At 36.9% G+C, this 19,020-nt stretch carries 14 protein-coding genes; 2 read left to right on the top strand and 12 right to left on the bottom strand.

From position 1 onward, the window contains the following. Window positions 1-13: 13 nt before the first annotated feature. Window positions 14-910: an ATP-binding cassette domain-containing protein gene (locus tag B9Y84_RS01260; protein ID WP_085515277.1), complete on the bottom strand. Its 897-nt coding sequence runs from the start codon at window positions 908-910 to the stop codon at window positions 14-16. A gap of 151 nt (window positions 911-1,061) precedes the next feature. Between B9Y84_RS01260 and B9Y84_RS01255 the strand changes: the two genes are divergently transcribed. Together B9Y84_RS01255 and msrB are read left to right on the top strand one after the other, a co-directional pair. After that, complete coding sequence (locus tag B9Y84_RS01255; protein WP_085515276.1) at window positions 1,062-1,673, top strand: flavin reductase family protein; 612 nt, start codon at window positions 1,062-1,064, stop codon at window positions 1,671-1,673. A 68-nt stretch (window positions 1,674-1,741) separates the two neighbouring features. Next, on the top strand, window positions 1,742-2,263 hold the full coding sequence (gene msrB / locus B9Y84_RS01250; RefSeq protein ID WP_085515275.1) for a peptide-methionine (R)-S-oxide reductase MsrB: 522 nt from the start codon (window positions 1,742-1,744) through the stop codon (window positions 2,261-2,263). On the opposite strand, the gene B9Y84_RS01245 is transcribed toward msrB, so the two are convergent. From B9Y84_RS01245 to B9Y84_RS01195, 11 genes are all read right to left on the bottom strand, one after another. After that, on the bottom strand, window positions 2,256-2,813 hold the full coding sequence (locus B9Y84_RS01245) for a 1-acyl-sn-glycerol-3-phosphate acyltransferase (protein ID WP_085515274.1): 558 nt from the start codon (window positions 2,811-2,813) through the stop codon (window positions 2,256-2,258). The genes msrB and B9Y84_RS01245 overlap by 8 nt on opposite strands. 55 nt (window positions 2,814-2,868) lie before the next feature. Then, on the bottom strand, window positions 2,869-3,066 hold the full coding sequence (locus tag B9Y84_RS20375) for a hypothetical protein (protein WP_139827915.1): 198 nt from the start codon (window positions 3,064-3,066) through the stop codon (window positions 2,869-2,871). Between the two features lie 300 nt (window positions 3,067-3,366). Beyond that, window positions 3,367-4,779 (bottom strand): sugar porter family MFS transporter, encoded by a 1,413-nt coding sequence (locus tag B9Y84_RS01240; protein ID WP_085515273.1) that lies wholly within the window; start codon window positions 4,777-4,779, stop codon window positions 3,367-3,369. Between the two features lie 114 nt (window positions 4,780-4,893). Beyond that, complete coding sequence (locus B9Y84_RS01235; RefSeq protein WP_085515272.1) at window positions 4,894-5,694, bottom strand: glycoside hydrolase family 16 protein; 801 nt, start codon at window positions 5,692-5,694, stop codon at window positions 4,894-4,896. After that, on the bottom strand, window positions 5,691-7,979 hold the full coding sequence (gene bglX, locus B9Y84_RS01230; protein WP_085515271.1) for a beta-glucosidase BglX: 2,289 nt from the start codon (window positions 7,977-7,979) through the stop codon (window positions 5,691-5,693). The genes B9Y84_RS01235 and bglX overlap by 4 nt, the downstream gene beginning before the upstream one ends. A gap of 40 nt (window positions 7,980-8,019) precedes the next feature. After that, window positions 8,020-9,216: a family 16 glycosylhydrolase gene (locus B9Y84_RS01225; protein ID WP_085515270.1), complete on the bottom strand. Its 1,197-nt coding sequence runs from the start codon at window positions 9,214-9,216 to the stop codon at window positions 8,020-8,022. Between the two features lie 94 nt (window positions 9,217-9,310). Beyond that, on the bottom strand, window positions 9,311-10,792 hold the full coding sequence (locus tag B9Y84_RS01220; RefSeq protein WP_085515269.1) for a PKD domain-containing protein: 1,482 nt from the start codon (window positions 10,790-10,792) through the stop codon (window positions 9,311-9,313). A 29-nt stretch (window positions 10,793-10,821) separates the two neighbouring features. Next, window positions 10,822-12,414 carry a RagB/SusD family nutrient uptake outer membrane protein gene (locus B9Y84_RS01215; protein ID WP_085515268.1) on the bottom strand — a complete coding sequence of 531 codons (1,593 nt, stop codon included), beginning with the start codon at window positions 12,412-12,414 and terminating at the stop codon, window positions 10,822-10,824. Between the two features lie 4 nt (window positions 12,415-12,418). Beyond that, window positions 12,419-15,490, bottom strand: coding sequence for a SusC/RagA family TonB-linked outer membrane protein (locus B9Y84_RS01210; RefSeq protein ID WP_176223679.1), 3,072 nt, complete (start codon window positions 15,488-15,490; stop codon window positions 12,419-12,421). Window positions 15,491-16,020: 530 nt separating this feature from the next. Next, complete coding sequence (locus B9Y84_RS01200; RefSeq protein WP_085515265.1) at window positions 16,021-17,154, bottom strand: glycoside hydrolase family 16 protein; 1,134 nt, start codon at window positions 17,152-17,154, stop codon at window positions 16,021-16,023. A gap of 240 nt (window positions 17,155-17,394) precedes the next feature. After that, window positions 17,395-19,014, bottom strand: coding sequence for a RagB/SusD family nutrient uptake outer membrane protein (locus B9Y84_RS01195; RefSeq protein WP_085515264.1), 1,620 nt, complete (start codon window positions 19,012-19,014; stop codon window positions 17,395-17,397). Window positions 19,015-19,020: the final 6 nt, after the last annotated feature.

Genomic DNA, 19,020 nt, shown 5'->3' with positions numbered 1-19,020 from the left:
TCATAGAAGGAATTCATAGTAGTTCCTCCTTCCATTTGTAGAACGCATTCAGCACAATAGCATGATAGGTGCTATCAGCCTCTTGTAAATAATCAAGAACTGAACTATCAAGGTCTTGATTTTCTAGGGCATCTGCCTTAAGAAATGGTATAATCTCTCGTAAACTTACTGAGGCTAAAGCAGCTTGAAATTGATCCCCCTTCACAAATTCCTTGACCGATTGATTTTTCGGTTTATAAATAATTTCCTGCGGAGTGCCCACTTGTTGAATTTCGCCATGAGCCAGTAAACATATTCTATCAGCCATGCTCACTGCTTCCAATACATCATGTGTCACCATTACAGCAGTTAGCTTTTCTTCTTTCTGAATTTCACGAAACTCATTTCTAATTTTCAACCTTGAGATAGGGTCTAAAGCACTAAATGGCTCATCTAAAAGAATTATTTTAGGTTTTGCCACTAAAGCTCTAGCCAAACCAATTCTTTGTGCTTCTCCTCCGCTCAGCTCTGCTGGAAATTTCCTACCATATACTGACACTCTCAGCCCAATTTTATCTAACCACTTTTCAACTTTTTCTTTAACAACTTGCTCTTTTTCATTCTTCAACCTTAAAATAGTTGCTACGTTATCGTAAACTGAATAATGTGGAAAAAGTCCCACCTTTTGAATCACATATCCTATTTCTTTTCTTAATTCTAATAAGGGACGATTCTCAAGACGTTTATTAGCAATTTGAATTGAGCCAAAATCAGGGTTTTCTAACCCATTGATCATTCTAAGCATTGTAGTTTTACCACTCCCGCTAGCCCCTAAAAGCACCATCAACTCTCCTTTTTTAATTTCTAGGTTGATACTTTTCAATACCAATTGCTCACCAAAGGACTTTTCAATATTTTGAAAGTTGATCATCAGCCACAATTTACAGCCGAAAAAGATATTTGGAAAAGAAAGGAGCTTTATTTTTACTTTAGTTAAACAAATCTACAAACGAATAGTATTAAATTCTTTATGTTTAAAAAGGAATGAATTTGATTGCAAATAGAATCAGTAACTAAAAAGAATGATACATCTTAATGAAGAAGACATTGCCCAGATGGAAAACAGATATAGAGGCAACTTATTCAATACAATTTCAGGCTTCAAAAGCGGAAATTTAATTGGGACAACAGATGAAAGTGGAAACTCAAATTTAGCTATATTCAATTCTGTAGTTCATATTGGAGCAAATCCTCCATATTTAGGATTTATTTTGAGGCCCACAACTGTTGATAGACACACCTATGAAAATATTAAGAGCACTGGCTTTTATACCTTAAATCATGTGCATGAAGATTTCATTGCAAAAGCGCATCAAACGTCAGCAAAATATGATCGGAACATATCCGAATTTGATGCTTGTGGATTTCAAAAGCAAATACTAGATGATTTCCACGCACCATATGTTAAAGAATCAACGATTAAATTAGGTTTGAGATTTGAAGAAGAACTGCCAATCACAGTCAACAGCACCATCTTAGTAGTCGGAAAAATACATCATGCTTACTTAGATCAGAAATTGATTGCTGAAGATGGATCAGTCGATCTGTCTGGGGCAGGAACTGTAGCCATTTCAGGTTTATATGAATACTTTAAACCAATCAAATTGAAAAAGTTTGCATATGCAAAGCCGTAATTTAAATTGTACAAAACTTTATAAATTTAAAAGAGTATAAAAAGCTAACAGTATATAAAATTGCAAAAATGAAAAGTATTAGATTAGGGGAATATATTGGGATATTAGGGTTGATCTTGACGTTTAGTTTTCAATCCTGTGCGCAGCAAAACAACAGTTCTGAAAATAAAAAAAATTTAAAAGAGCATTCCTTTGAAGTTCAGAAATCGGAATCGGAGTGGAAAGAAATACTGGATCCATTAGAATATAGAGTGCTTAGAGAAGCAGGCACTGAGAGAGCTTTCACAGGGAAATACAACGATTTCAAGAAAGAAGGGACATTTGTTTGTAATGGATGTAAAACAAAACTATTCAGTTCTGAAACCAAATACGAAAGTGGTACAGGCTGGCCTAGCTTTTATAAGCCACTGAACGATAAGAATGTTTTAGAAGTAAAAGACCGCTCCTTAGGAATGGTTAGAACCGAAGTTGTTTGTGGTACTTGCGGTGGGCATTTAGGACATGTCTTTGAAGATGGACCAAAACCGACAGGCTTGAGGTATTGTTTAAACTCTGCTGCTTTAGATTTTAAGGAAAAGGAAATCAAATAACACCCTTTTCCGGATATTTACCTTGAATAGGTCGATAAAAGTCTTTAATTTTTTCAATGGTTTCTGACATGTCTCCCTCTGCCATGAAACTTGGTCCAACTCCAGCAATTTTATTTTTATAATCTAAATAACCACAGAATATAGGGACATTAGCGCCTTCAGCTACTCTGTAAAAACCTGTCTTCCATTCTGGTTGATAGCTGCGAGTTCCTTCAGGAGTTACTAAGACTACTAACTCTTCTCGTTCATTAAAAAGTTGCACCATAGCCTCCGTCATCGATTGCCTCTTTCCATTTTTGTGGCTTCGGTCAATGCCGATCGCACCTAAACCATTCAAAAGCCATTTTAAAGGACCTTTTAGCAATTCTTTCTTGACGGTAAAGCGAACAGGTATTTTGAGAATGTAAAAGGCAGCCCTTGCCCATACTAGATCCCAATTTGAGGTGTGAGGAGCAGCGATCATCACTGCTTTCTTTGTGTTTTCTGGTATTTTTGCGGATACTTTCCAACCGCCAATCCAAAGTATAAAACGAGCAAAATAGTAACCCATATTGTAATTGCTATTGTAATACTCAAATATACTTAAGAAATTCTGTTTCTAACTGTTAATTAGGAAAACTAACATAAACGGTATTTCTTTTGGATTGATAAACATCTGCTTCGGTTAAATCAATTGATTTTTTAATGCTATTACTGTTTTGAGCAGAAAATTGTGAGTTGTCCTGTTTGTAAAAGCTATTACTAACTACTAAAGTTGACGCTACCGCTGCCAATAATAAAAATGTCGAAAAAAATCTTTTCATACTTCTGGGTTTCCTATTGTCTTGTATTTAGTGACACAGTAACCTTCCAGAAGGTTGGTGCAAGAAAACAACTAAATTAAATTACTTTGAATAATACAATTTAAGGAGAGAACGAAAATCCACCCTTAATCTACCAAAATCAATAGATCAATCTAATAAGAGCTCTTAAATTCAAGAGAAAGAATCCATAGCTATATTAAAAAAATATAATATTTTTATTTAAAAAAAAGCTTGCCAATCATATGTTTAATTAAAACAGTGATTGGCAAGCCCAATAAAAATACTTAACAAAATAAAATTCTAAGATTCGATTTCTCCATATTTTTCGGCCCAAATTCCTTCCAATTGTTCCAAACTTTTCCCTTTTGTTTCAATGATGTATTTCTTGGTAAAGAAAATCAAGAAAATTATGAATGCTATAAAAATAACATAAGGCAAAGAACCATTCCAAAATCCAGTGCCTCTAGCGTTAGCATCACTTTCGACTATTATAGGGAAAGATTGAGAAACTAAAAAGTTACCAGCCCACTGTATAGCAACAGCAATCGACATCGCTACACTTCTTATTTTATTTGGAAACATTTCTGATAATAACACCCAAGTTACCGGCCCCATACTCATAGCAAATGCGCCAATAAAAAGTAAAATACCAATTAGAGATATTAGGCCTACTGCATCAAAATATAAGGATCCACCAAGAAAAACAAAACCTAAAATCATACCAACAGCTCCTATGTAAATGAGCGGCTTTCGCCCTAGTTTATCCACGGTAAACATCGCTAAGAAGGTGAAGATAAAGTTTACCGCTCCCAATAAAATCTGCTGCGCTAAAACGTCTTCTTGCGTAAAACCTAAGGCTTTTTCAAATATATCACCGCCATAGTACAAAACAGCGTTTATTCCTGTAAACTGCTGCAGCAATGAAAGCACTGAACCTATTATAATTATCGGCAAGACTGATTTTTGAAGAGCTGAAGCCCCTTTCAATTGTGTCTTACGTTCTTTTTTTAGCGATAACTTAATTTCATCTATTTCTCTTTGAGCCTCCTCTTTTTCATGTAGAGTGTTTAATACTTTAAGAGCTTCCTCTTCTCTGCCCGATAGAACTAGCCATCTCGGACTTCTTGGAATAAAAAATGTAAGAACTAGAAAAAGAGAACAAGGAATCAGCTCCGACCAAAACATCCATCTCCATCCTGATTCAATGTTTTGTTCAGGTGAATTTCCTTCACCGATATAATATGTGGCTAAAAACACCACAAAAAAACCAGTTACTACTGCTAACTGGTAAAAAGAAACTAAAATCCCTCTTTTATCTTTAGGCGATATTTCAGCAATATATGTTGGTGCAGCCATTGAAGCTAAACCAATACCTAAACCACCCACTATTCTGAATACAACTAGAAGCGTAACGGATTGCTGCATAAACTCTGGTAGCCCAGATCCAAAAGCAGAAATCGTAAATAAAGAAGCAGAAATAATCAGCGCGGCTTTTCGACCGATTCTAGTGGTAATATAACCAGCAGACAATGCTCCAACTAAACAACCCAGTAGAGCGCTACCAACTACCCATCCTTTCATAGCAGCATTCAATTCAAAATATTTACTAAAATAGAATTGAGCCCCATTGATTACACCTGTATCATAACCAAATAATAGCCCACCCAAGGCAGCTACTGCAGCTATCAATATTAAAAGTCCTTTCTTTGACATTTTCCAATTGTAATTTTAAGTGAACAGCTATATTACCAAAAAAAATTGATGTAAAGACATCAATAAGCCGTAAATTTTATAGATGGTGCTAAATTTCAATTTAGCAGGTTAATGTTATTGAGAAAAATCTGGCTTTTGAGAATAAATACGAACATAGTCTATTACAAATTCTTGCGGAAAACTTTCCTCATCAACTCCATATTTACCTCCCCAATTTCCTCCTACTGCTAAATTCAAAATCAAATGAAATTCTTCGTCAAATGGCCATCCAGCTTTTCCATCTCCATTTTTGAGTACGGTGTGGTAAGGAATATCATCTACCAACCACTCTATTTTCTCATCCGTCCAGTGGATGGCATAGGTATGAAACTCCTTATGCGCATCTTCTATTTTAATAGAATCAGATTTTTCAGTTCCCTTTACATGATTGTATCTTTCGGTATGAATAGTCCCATATACAGTCCCTGGATTATAGCCAACATGCTCCATTATATCAATTTCGCCATCTCTAGGCCATTCCATATCGCCTGATAATGAAGGCAACATCCAGATAGCGGGCCAAGCTCCTTTTCCAATTGGTAGTTTAGCCCTGACTTCAATATAGCCATATTTCCAATCGTGCTTATTTTTTGTTGTTACTTTGGCAGAAGTATACCCTTTGCTGTCATCTTTTAATGCTTTAATCATTAATTTACCATCTTCTTGACGGATATTTTCAAGACTCTTAGTGTAAAACTGTTTCTCATTATTACCAAATCCACAAAATTCTGGACATCCATTTCCGTGGGTGATGTTCCAATCTTTAGTATCAGGTAGTCCTTCTCCATCAAATTCGTCCGACCAGATCAATTGCTCTTGTTTTTCGCTACAGTGCGCAAAAAGTATAAAAAAGCTGAAAAAATATAAGTATCTCATCTAAGTTTAAATTCTTTATATTGTTTTACCGTGGAATTTTTCCCGACATATACCCTGAACTGGCCTTTTTCTAATGTCCATTCTCCATTGGATTTATAATAGCTCAACATTTCTTTATTTATTTTAAACTCAACCTTAACAGATTCCCCTGCTTTTATCTCCACCTTTTCAAAAGCTTTTAGTGATTTCACCATCGGAGTCTCTTCAGCCACTAAATCCTGTATGTAAAGCTGAACGATTTCCTGCCCAACAATATCACTGGTATTTTTGATGACAATCGATGCAGTGATGGTTCCATCTTCTGTCATTGATTCACCAGATAGCGCAAGTTCGCCATACTCAAAAGTTGAGTAGCTCAATCCATATCCAAATGGATACAGTGGCGAATTATCAATATCTGTATAATGTGAATAGAAAACCTGTCCTGGGCCAGTCGAAGGCCTTCCTGTGACTTTGTGATTGTAATAAATTGGTAACTGCCCTACATGACGAGGAAAACTCATCGTTAACTTAGCAGATGGATTATTTTTTCCGGTGAGGGTTTCTGCGATAGCTGTTCCTGCTCTTTGACCTAAATGCCAAGCTTCTACAATAGCGGGTATATTTTCATCTTCCCAGCTGAGTTCGAGTGGTCTTCCATTCATTAATACCAACACAATGTTAGGATTAATTGCATGAATTTCTTTTAACAACTCCTTTTGTAAGCCTGGCAAACCTATAGCTGCTCTGCTTCTGCCCTCTCCTGACATGTAGGCGGTCTCTCCTAAAGCCATGATGACCAAGCCTGAGTTTTTGGCCAAGTTTTTAGCTTCTTCAAAACCTGAACGATCATCTTCGTTTATTACTTGTTCTTGGAAAAAGTTATTTGGACCAACAGATAATTTTACCCCTTCTGCATATTGTAAATTAACAGAATTAGGTAATGTATTTTCCAACCCTTCAAACAGTGAAATTGCAGAATTTTCCACAGCTTGCGCTCTCCAGTTTCCTAAGGGTGTATCCTTATCTTTAGCTAAAGGACCTATGACTGCTATATTTTTACTGCCCTTAATTGGTAATAACCCATTTTCATTCTTCAATAACACTATTGACTCTTTCGCAATTTCTTCTGCTAAATCATGATGAATTGGATTTCCTACAATTTCTTTCTCCCTTGAGGTATCAGAATATTTATATGGATCATCAAAAAGGCCCAGCTCAAATTTTAGTTTGAGTACATGCCGAACTGCTTTGTCTATTACAGCTTCTTCAATTTCTCCCTCTTTAACAAGATCCGACAAAAATTGAACGTAAGCAGTGGCTTCCATATCAATTTCACTCCCTGCTATAACAGCTTTCTTAGCAGCATCTTTCAACTCTTGGCTAACTCCATGATTAACCAATTCGCCAATTGAATTCCAGTCCGAAACAACTAAACCGTCATACTTCCATTTTTCTCTAAGAATATCCTGCAGTAGATATTTATTTGCAGTGGCTGGAGTAGCATTGATATCGTTAAAAGCATTCATAAAGCTTGCAGCATTAGCTTCAACTGCAGCTTTGAATGGAGGCAAAATATGATTATGAAGGACGTATTGATTGATATTAACAGAATTATAATCCTTCCCGCTTTCGGCATATCCATATCCAGCAAAATGTTTGGCTGTTGCTGCTATGGTTTTATTATGCCCCAAATCGTCACCTTGAAAACCATTGATTCTTGCTTTGGCTATTTCAGCATGCAAGTAAGGATCTTCTCCCGCACCTTCCATAACTCTACCCCATCGGGCATCAACTGTGACATCAATCATAGGAGCAAAAGTCCAATGCAATCCTGAAGCAGCTGATTCCGCAGCGGCTGCTTGAGCTGTTTTCTGCATTAAATTTAAGTTCCAAGAGCTACTTTCAGCTAAGGGGACAGGAAACATTGTTTCATAACCGTGAATAACATCATAGGCAAACAATAATGGAATGCCTAGTCTGGTGTTCTCCACAACTAATTCTTGCATTTTACGCGTATTCTCAGCTCCCAACAAATTAAGGACTGACCCGACTTGCCCCGAAATTAATTGTCGATAACGAATGCTATCCTGTCCATTTTTATTACCGGGGCCTGTAAATTCACTCCCTAAACTATACTGATTTAACTGACCCACTTTTTCTTCTAAGGTCATTAAAGAAAGCAGTGAATCTACTCTTAAATCCACTCCATTTTTTGTCGACTTTTCTTTTTCAGGCTGAGAGCAAGAAAAAATAATGAGGAAGGCAAAAGAAATACCTATTAATTTCCGTAGAAATATTGTCATGTTTATTTAAAATTTAATGGTTATAGGCGATTTAAATAATTTATGGTTGTTGAAAAACTCTAATATAGTCAATTGCCATCCGCTGCGGGAAGGTAGTTGAGGAATTTGGAGAGCCCGGTAAGTTACCGCCTACAGCTATATTTAAGATAAAGAAGAACTCTTCTCTAAATTCAGACAAATCTGCAGGACTAATATCAATGGTTTTAAATGACTGATTATCTACGAGCCACTCAATTTCATTTTCATCCCAAATAATACTAAATACATGAAATTCATCGGCAAATGTTCCGCTTGACAAAGTATAGCCACTTCCTTGACCACAAGTACAAGCATAAGAACCGGCATTATCCCAATGCAAGGTTCCGAATACATTATTTTCTCTTCCATCTCCTCCAATCATTTCCATAATATCTATTTCTCCACATCGAGGCCAGCCTACATTGGAGAAGTTACTTCCCAACATCCATAAGGCAGGCCAGATACCTTGTCCTTCCGGCAAAGCCGCTCTGATGTCTATTCGTCCATATTTGAAAGAAGCTCTGCCTTGAGAGATAATACGAGAAGAAGTAAACCCTCTCCCACCAAAAGACTCTTTTCTGGCTTCTATGACCATACTCCCGTCTTTGAAGAAAGTGTTTTCCTCTCTATAAAATTGCAATTCATTGTTACCCCAACCATTGCTGCCTGTTCCTATCTCAAAAACCCAATTGTCAGAAATCTCTTCCGTATTAAATTCATCTTGCCACACCAGTTCGTAGCCTGAATAAGAATCGGGAGAGGTGTAGCCAGATGTAGGAACCTCATAATCGTTACTAGGCTCTACAGTATCAGAATCTGTTATAGTGATTTCTATTTCTTCAGTTGCAATAGAACCGTTGATAGCGGAATTTAAGATTATTAAAAATTGCTCCTCATCTTCTTTAATTTCATCGCCTAATATTATTAATGTGATTGAGGTGGTTAAATCTCCAGGAGGAAAAGTCACCGTTTGACTTTGAATACTCTGAAAATCTGAGCCCGCTGATGCCGTTCCGTTCTCTGAACTAAAATTTACAATGACTTCCTGATTAGAGCTTTTATCAAGTTCTAATTCTAATGTGATTTCTTGGTTCTGGTCAGTTTCAGCTATTGTTATTGGATTGGCAGAAATAGATGGAAGACGGTCATCTTGCATGGCAGTATCTTTGCAAGCTGCTAAGGTTAACAGTAGAAAGGAATAAAAAACAAGTTTTAACATTTGCTTTGGGATGAATATTTAATAAAATAAAAAAATAAAAAAAGCTGCCTAAGATCACAAATACACGTGAAATTAGACAGCTTAAACAGCTAAATTATTCAATACTGAAGTTTCTCATATAGAATTCACCGCCAACACCGTGACCAGCGCCTCCGATAGCTATATAAATCATATCTAAATCATTTCTATCGAATACTGTAGCTCCATTACCATCATTACCAACAAAATCAGGAGCAGATAAATCAAAGGTTATAGTTACCCATGTATCTTTAGCAACTGCCATTTCTTGGTACTCATGTTGATCCGTAAACCAATCTGGTGGGCACTCAGTAGCACCAAAACCTACAAAAACGTTGTCCGTTAAATCACCGGAATAATCATTAGATGAAGGTAAATAAACGTCCATAGTAACAGTAGTCATATTCTCAAAATTGATTGCGTTAGCAGGATCAAGCTTGAATTGTAGTTCTTGAAAGTCAACACCAGCATTCCGAGTGTATTGACCGACTTTTGTTGCCGCAGCATCAGTAGGGTCGTCAACACCTAAAGTAAGTCCTGCTCCAGATTCAACTGGCTGCATCAAATTCCATTCAGAAGCATCATTTGACGCAAAAGTATGTGAAATAATCTCTGGAGAAACAGCTTCTAAAGGATTACATTCTTCCGGTACAAATTCAGTCACAAGAGCAGGCTCTACAGAAGGATCTTCATATGACACATACGTGATGGCCCAGAAAGTTCCGTCATGGTCAAAATTTATATAGAGCGTATCAACTCCACTATCACCACCTGCAGCAGTAATTGCGTTAAAAGTTACAGAAGATTGTGGCTCTGGTGTTTTTTCTGTTGTAGCTAGTCCCACGATTCCCATCCAAGCACCTTGCCCATTAAGCGTTATTTGATTGGCTGCAGCATCGTAGGTATATTCATGTGTTCCTGATAAAAACTCACTTACGTTGTCTCCATTTACATTTTCCATGTTAGCCGCTGTTGCTTCGAAGCACCCTTCACTTGGAAATACTCCATCTTCACCCCAGAAAGTACCACCATCATCATATATGTAAGCACCGTCTCTTGTAAAAGTAAAAGTATCATCATATAAACATGGTCTTGTGCCATCATTCTGATTACCTGGCCAAAAAATCTGAGAGAAATCTGGATCAGAAGCTAATAACATCGAAGTTCCTTCTCTTAATAATTTCCAAGTCTTTGATTCAGTACCAGCTAACAAGGTTAACTTAGCATTTGGATCTTCTACTTCCACTTCCGCTGTTCTTTCAGCAGTTTCACCAGAAGCAGCAGTAACTGTTAAAGTTACATCATACGTACCAGCAGCTTCATATGTGTGTACGGGGTTATCCTCTGTAGAAACCGCGCTACCGTCACCAAAATTCCATTCAGACGATTCATAATTTTGAGAGAAATTCTCAAAAGTTACCGTTAAAAAATCAGTTTCACCTACTTCAAACTGAAAACTAGCTGTAGGGAGGCCTACCTCCTCTGCGTCATCCTCACAGGCAAAAGCTAAGGCCAATATTAATGACCATAATCCTAATTGATAAATTGTTTTTTTCATAATTGTTGAATTTATATTGATTTTACTGTTTAATTAAATAAATCGGGAGAAGGGTACTCTGTAAGGGAGCCTCCAGTATTATCGATATCACGCTGAGGAATTGGAAGGTAAACTCTTGATTGATCAAGGTTCCCCGCCTTTTGAGCACTAAACAGACTGTTTTCAAATCTTCCTGACCTGACTAAATCAAACCATCTATCACCCTCAATAGCAAATTCTGCCCTTCTTTCGTACCATATTGCATCTAGCAAAGTCAAGCCTTCCTGAGACATTAATTGTTGTGTATTTCTAAAATCAGCCGAATTATCACCCGGACCTACTGCTCTTTCTCTAACCATATCAATATATTGCATGGCATCACCAGATGCACCATTACCTCTAACTAAGGCTTCTGCATACATCAATAAGACATCAGCATATCTAATTACTGGTTGATTAGGATCTTTCTGTAAATTTATATCGCCACCATTAGGAGCAGTATAACTACTATAGTTGGCATATTTAACTTGAAAGTAACCATCAAAATCAGCGGTATTTTGCTCTGCTAAATCCACACTGCAACCTTCAGCAGCTAAATCAGCAGGACTGGTTATGCTTGCATTCCTTCTATACTGATCATCGGCTAAAAAATGGGCGTTTAGACTTTCAGTTGGCAACATAAATCCCCAACCTGCATCATATTCAGGATGATCACTACATAAGCCTCTAATACCTACTAATTGGGTAATCATATTACCATCAATGAATTCTTGTCCTCCCCAATCTCCTGGAACTGCATTCGTAAATTGAATTTCGAAAACTGACTCTTCTGTATTCTTTGCTCCAAATGCAAATAACTGATGATAATCATCTAATAACTGATACTGACCTGATGTAATCACACTATTTAAATGGGTCGCTGCTTGGTCAAATAAATTTGGATCATCATTAGCCAAATCCGCCCAGTACAAATATACTTTACCTAATAGAGCTTGAGCGGTTGTTCTACTTACTCTTCCAGCTTCTGAACCTGTATATTTGGAGTCTTGCAATAAAGGGATGGCCTCTTCCAAATCATTGGTAATAAATTCAAAGAGATCCGTTAAATTGGCCCTCTCAATTGTAGAATATTCATCCTCAAGTATGACATGGTCTACAATTGGTACTGGACCGAAGGTTCTGAACATGTCAAAATGATAGAAAGCTCGCAAAAATTTTGCTTCTGCCTTAAATGCATCTACCGTTTCAGAGGAAATATTATCATTATTGATTACTAGATTTGATCTGTATACGCCCCACCAGCCTTTCTTCCAAAAAGCTTGACTTTCAAGCGTTAAACTGCTACTAAGGAAGTCATCGATTGCTTGCCAGCCGGGCTGATCACCATCAGAAGGGTCTCCACCTGCATTAGCATTGTCTGATCTGATTTCTCCTAACATGACACTACTTGACCATGCACCTTCCGAAAAAGTCCACTGCAAAGGATCATAGGCTGCAATCAATCCTCTAAAAATTTGCTCTTCAGATTGATAATAATTGTCTTCTAAGATAGTAGCTTGAGGTTCCGTCTCAATAAATTCATCTTTACAAGATGAAATAAACACTACTAAAATTGCGATATAAATAAATTTTACTGATTTCATAATATTAAAAGCTTACTTGAATTCCACCACCATAATTTCTTGTTTGAGGATAAAATCCTCTATCAATGCCTGCAGCAGACACATTATAATTATTTACGCCTATTTCTGGATCAAACCCGGAATAACCGGTCAGTGTCAATAAATTATCAACTGAGAAATAAATTCTAGCCTTCTTGATTTTAGCCTGTTCAATGAGACTTTTTGGTAAAGAATATCCTATTTGTAGGTTTTTAATTCTTAAAAAATCTCCGTCTTCAACGTAAAAGCTAGAAGGGCTGTAATTATTAGCAACAGGGTCAACAGCACCTGTATTAACTCTAGGATAAGAACCATCAGGATTAGACTCAGACCATCGATCTAGCCATTCTGTTGTGTAATTGTTATTTACGACATCTTGTCGTTCAAATGTTCTGTAAATTTGGTTACCAATCTGTCCGGCAAGTAACATATTGAAATCAAATCCTTTATAGTCGGCAGTTAGATTCAATCCAAAAGTGAAGTCAGCCCAAGGTTTTCCGATGTTGGTCCAATCATCAAGATTAATATCACCATCACCGTTTACATCGATATATCTTAAATCGCCAGGTTTAGCATTTGGCTGCAGTAAATCACCTTCACTGTTGATATGGCTAAAAACTTCGGCCTCATTTCTAAAAATACCATCGGCTTGGTAACCTCTAAAATAAAATAAAGGCTCTCCCACTTCCATTCTACTTATAAAAGCATTTCTTACAGGCCAGTTGTAACCATTTAAAAACCCTTCATTTCCATCGACTCTTGTAACAATATTTTTAAGAGTCGAGCCATTTAGTGTAATTCCAAAGTCGACCTCTCCTACTTGCTTGAAATAGTCAACCTTAAATTCAAAACCCGAATTTTCAATTTGACCTACATTTGTAAATGCTGGGTTATTACCTCCGATGATAGGAGTTGCACCATTTACAATCAATAATCCGTCAGTAACTTTCCTATAATAATCCAGTTCGAAAGAGACCTGGTTATTAAACAGTTTAGTTTCTAGTCCAATATCCAACTGTCTGGACTCTTCCCATCGTACAAATGGGTTCGACAAACTAGCTGGTGCTGCACCATAATAAATTGTTTGATTTGAAGCATCACCGAACTGATAGGTACTATTAAATGTAACTAAACTAGTGTAATTAAAAGCACCTATATTATCACTTCCGTTTGATCCATAACTAACTCTAAGCTTCGCAAAATCAACAAAAGGAATAGCGAAGAAACTTTCCTCAGAAGCTACCCATCCAGCCGAAAAAGAAGGGAAAATCACAAATCTGTATTCACTACCAAAGTTGGAGGATCCATCTCTACGAAACGAAACCGTAGCTAGATACTTTTCATCATAATTATATAAAGTCCTGAAAAATATACTTGAATTAATTCTTGGAGCACTTGCTCCTCCATAAGCTCTTCTTGAGGAATCAGGAGTTAAATTAACATATCTTAAACTTTCATTTTCAACTGCTTCAACTGGTAAGTTTTGACCAGAGGCACCAAAAGACTTTTCAGTAAATCTGATAGCAGTAGAACCTAGAACTGCTTCAATATTATGCAGCCCAAATTCTTTAGTAGCTGTAGCATAATTTTCCCACTGCCATCTAAAATTGCTGTAACTTTGGTTCCCAACTGTGCTATTAGGATTAAAAATGGCTGGGGTCAATTGGTAAGCCGGTGAATAATTGTCAACTATTTGACTATATCTATTGACGCCTAAATCTGTTTTTATTTTCAACCAACTTATCGGTTGAATTTCTAAAAATGCATTTCCAAAAATCTGCTCAGAACTAGTTTCGCTATTATTGATAAATATCCTACTGAAAGGATTAATATATTCCTTCTGCACAAATGGAGATTGAGCAAATCCGAATTGAGAATTATTGTCAAAAACAGGAGTTATTGGATCATAGACTATAGCATCTGCAATAGGAGTTCCAAACTCGTTGTTTTCAGGTATCGCACTAGATCTTGTAGCAGTAACAGCCAAATTCTGTCCAAAAGTAATAAAATCTGTCACTTCAGTTTCAGAATTAAGTCTTACTGTTAATCGATCAAAATATGATTTTTCAGGAGCTATAATACCTTCTTGACCGGTATACGTCATTGAAGCAAATAAATGTCCTTTCTCAGTACCTTTACTTATAGACAAATTATGATTTTGAATACTACCTTCCGTAAAAAGCCTGTCCATCCAGTCAGTATCAAAAGCAGGTGTTGTTCCTCGTTCGGGAAAACCTAAAGGTAAATTAGTATTACCATTTTCGTATTTTTCGTTAATTATATCAACGTACTGCTCTGCGTTCAACATTTGAGGTGTTTCCCATGCTGACTGGATAAAGTATGAGCCATTGTAATTTAAACTCATTTGACCAGGCTTACCTGATTTTGTTTTAACTACTATGACACCATTAGCACCTCTTGTACCATAAATAGCAGTTGAAGCTGCATCTTTTAATACCTGAATTGATTCAATATCACTAGGAGAAAGTGCATTTAAGTTTTCAACTTGTGTCTGTAAACCATCAATTACAACTAAAGGCCTGTTATTTGAATTACTTCCTACCCCTCTAATAAGAATAGTTGGGTTGTTCCCTGGTTGTCCTGAAACCCCACTAACAGATACTCCATTAACTAAGCCTTGTAAAGATCTGCCAACATTAGGAACACTCATTTTTTCCATGGTTTCCACGTCAGCTGTAGATATCGCAGCTGATGCCACCGATTTCTTTTGACTACCATAACCTACTACTACAACCTCACTCAATGATTCAAAATCTGATTGCATTTTAATGTCGATCACAGATCGTCCATTAACATTTGCAGTAGTCGTTGTATATCCAATAAAGCTATATCTGAGAACGGCATTATCATCTACTGACAATTTATAATTCCCATCGAAATCAGTGGTAGTTCCTGAAGAAGTTCCGACAATCATAATATTAACTCCGGGAAGAGGTTGATCTTTTTCGTCAGTAACCACACCGGAAACTGTCCTATCTTGGGCAATACCACTGAACGTGCATAGTATCAATAAAAATAAGGTTAAAAAGTGCTTCATAGTCATTTGTTATAATCTGATTAAATATTTTGATGCGTTCTTAGCATAAGCAGGGTTCAAATGAGCACTATTAAAGAAAGTATCCAAATTTTCAGCATACATCATAAATACATCAACACTACAAACTCAATTTCTCAAAACCACATCAAATTATCATCTAAATGAACATTTAAGACAAATAGAAGCCTTTTTAAGTCACTACATATGTCTGGTTTTTTTCTACACTATTTTCACCTCCGTTACTACAATCTTACCATATTTTACCAAATTGTTAACAAGTAACATCGGGAAAATGAAAGAGAAAATTAAGCTACTGATCAAACGATTTCCACTAGTTCTGACCGGGAATTTTTTGCAGTCAATATCCTGATGACCCCTTCTACGAATACTGGATTTGCCCTCCTTATTTCTCGGCCCAGCGATTTCACTTTCTAAATTGTTTTGTCTGTATTTTAAGCCACTTTTATTTAAATTATAAAAAACGATCGAGTCAAAAGCCTGAATCAAACCTCAATCATAATTTTACAAGCTCATTGATATATTCTTATGTAATCGATTTCAAAAGTATCCTCTGTAAAATCTGCTGGTATGGGCCCTCCTAATGCACCCCCCATTGCTATGTTCAATAGTACATAATGTGGATTATCATAAGGCTTATCTTGGGTATTTGGAAGGTCAATCACTATTTTACCATCCACTTTCAGTTTAATGGATACTTCGTTCCAAACCATTGTATACACATGATAGCTATCATCTGCATTTGCAATCGAAATCTCATTACCTGTAGTTTTATATTCGCCTGTGTTGGTATCGCCCCAATGAAAATAGCCAAGAACCTTAGATTTATCTTCTCCTTTTTGTTCCATTATGTCAATTTCTCCGCATGCTGGCCAGCCAACACTACCAAACTTGTCTCCAAAATAATTTCCAGTTTCATTTACATTTGCTCCCAAAGTCCAGATTGCAGGCCATGTGCCTGCACTAGCAGGAAGCTTTGCTCGCACTTCAACACGTCCGTATTGAAATGCAAATTTACTGTTCAGCCTAGCAGAGGTATAAGATTTGGTGGAACCCTCATAAGTGTATTCTTCCTTAATCGCTTTTATCTTTAATGAGCCATCACTTACAAAAGAGTTTTCAATCCGGTTTGTATAATGCTGTACTTCTTCGTTGAACCAACTTCCGTCATTAAGAGCGATGGTTTGGTGAAACCACTTCTCTTCATCTAACTTTCCCTCATACTCAAACTCGTCCGAAAATACTAGATTTGAGAAATTACTAAAAGACCTTAATACCTCAAGATCCATAGGTTTGCTTACAAATTGTCCTGACTCCGAATAAGCCCAAACAACCATTGTATAGGTATTTACTCCTTCTTTTGTAAATAAATGCTCTATCTTACCCGACTCGCTTTCTAGAAGCTCTCCATCATCAAACCGAAAGGCATATCGTAAGGCATTAGTCTTTGAGGCAGATATAAATACTTTCCCAGAACCATCACCATTTGGATTGGAATCATCAGCCCCTACTAACTCCACTTTTATTTGCAGATTCTCTCGAACTACATCTAAATCCATTGAAGCGGACTCAAAAGCAAGTAGTGTAATGAGACTTATTTTAATAAGTAGAAATAAGACTAATGGTTTTATTTTATAAGTATACATGCCTTCTTTTTAAAGTGAATTAGATTTATGATAAAGAAATAAAAATCTTAAGGTCAGCCATCAGTAGATTCTGGTCCAACAGATTCTGAAGGAGGTGTAACAGCACCTTTTCTCTCATCAGACAAAGCATTCAAATGCCTCAAGCAGCATTTCAGTTCACAAAGTAATTGACCTTAAAAAATTAACTTATATAACACATATACATGATTTGTTCCTTTTCCTTAAATACTTGCAACAATATTAGTTATAACCTTCATTCTGAGGGTATCCCGGTCCCAAAAGATCTATCTGTTGTTCTGGAATTGGCCAGTTTTGCATATACTCCATCAGAATATCCTTAGGATTTCCCTCTGGATAGGATTCATTCATATTGTCATTATTCATGTGATCAATTAGGTACTCAAATAGTAATCCGGTTCTTTTCAAAGTGAACCAACGCTGACCTTCAAAGCCTAATTCTCGAGCACGCTCATCCAAAACAGTCTCTAGACTTATTTGGGTCGCAGGTGCGGCATTTGCTCTTGTTCTAACCGCATTTAAATACTCTAAAGCTTTACCAGTATTGCCCGACATCATATGTGCCTCCGCACCAATCAAGTAAGATTCAGCCAATCTGTAAATCATAACATTTTGAAAATGATTTCTATCGGTTGGTTCGGCTGTGGCATCCAAAAACTTAAGAACTCCCGGGTTTTGCCTTCTGTAGTAAAGCATGAACTCATTCATATCATCAGGACTGTTCTCATATAAATCTAGGGGCTCACCAAGTTGAGCACCAGCTGGAAGCGTTGCTTCATCATTATAATTGTAGTCGAAGATGTAATAGGTGTTGTTTTTCCTATCATCATTTGGATCCTCTTCCAATAAGTTAATCATATAATCATTCAAGGAAAGAAAGCCAACACCTGAGCCACCATTTTCAATGGACGGCAGCAAACCTGGAGCTTCAGCGTAGGCAGAAACAACGTTCCAACTAAGTATATGTGGTCCACCTCCCCCAATAGTTTCTCTCATAAAATTAAGAGCAAACAAGGTTTCAGAGTGGTTCAAGTCACCGGTAAAAACATCGGCAGTAGAACCTACCAAAGCATGAGCACCACTTGTAATCAAGCTATCGATTTGCAAGGCAGCACCCGTCCAATCTTCCTCCCACATGGCAACTTTTGCTCTTAGATGCCGTGCGGCACCCTTTGTCCATCGTCCAAATTCACTCGTTTGGTACTCTAGATTATTGATGCTAAAATCTAGATCCGCCTTCAACAAAGCAAAAATTTCTTCCTCAGAGGATTTATCCTGAGGAGCTTCGAAGGCATTATCAGGAGAAGTAGGCACAGTTGTAATGAAGATATTATTAAATAAACGGTAAAGGGTAAACAATGAATTAGCACGCATAACCTTTGCTTCTGCAAGAATCTGATTTTTTCTCTCTTCATTAATACCCTCTAGATTCTCAGCTCCATCAATAATAGCATTACATCTATCCACTAATCTATAATAATGGACCCAATATGCATTTATACCTGAGGTTGTACCAAAATCACCTAGACTTGCTCCCCACAACAATCTACTGTACAGTGAAACCTCGCCCGTTATTCCAACGGAAATATCACTTTTTGCTTGCGGTATCAATGGAATCGTACCATTTAAGCTCAGGTCTGAATGAAGATTTCTATTGAGTGAATAAAGACCAACCACCGCAGACTCAAGTCCCTCAGGGGTTGAGTATAAGAAATCTACTGAGGTATCCGAAAGCAATTCGTCTTTCAAAAATTCGTCCTCACATGCAGTACCCAGCATTAATACAACTAACCATAGAAAGTATCTACTTTTTAAAAGCGCTTTGTTAACTAAATTTTTCATATCTTC

The organism is Marivirga sericea (assembly GCF_900177665.1).
Taxonomy (GTDB): domain Bacteria; phylum Bacteroidota; class Bacteroidia; order Cytophagales; family Cyclobacteriaceae; genus Marivirga; species Marivirga sericea.
This window is presented reverse-complemented; position numbering and strand designations above follow the sequence as displayed.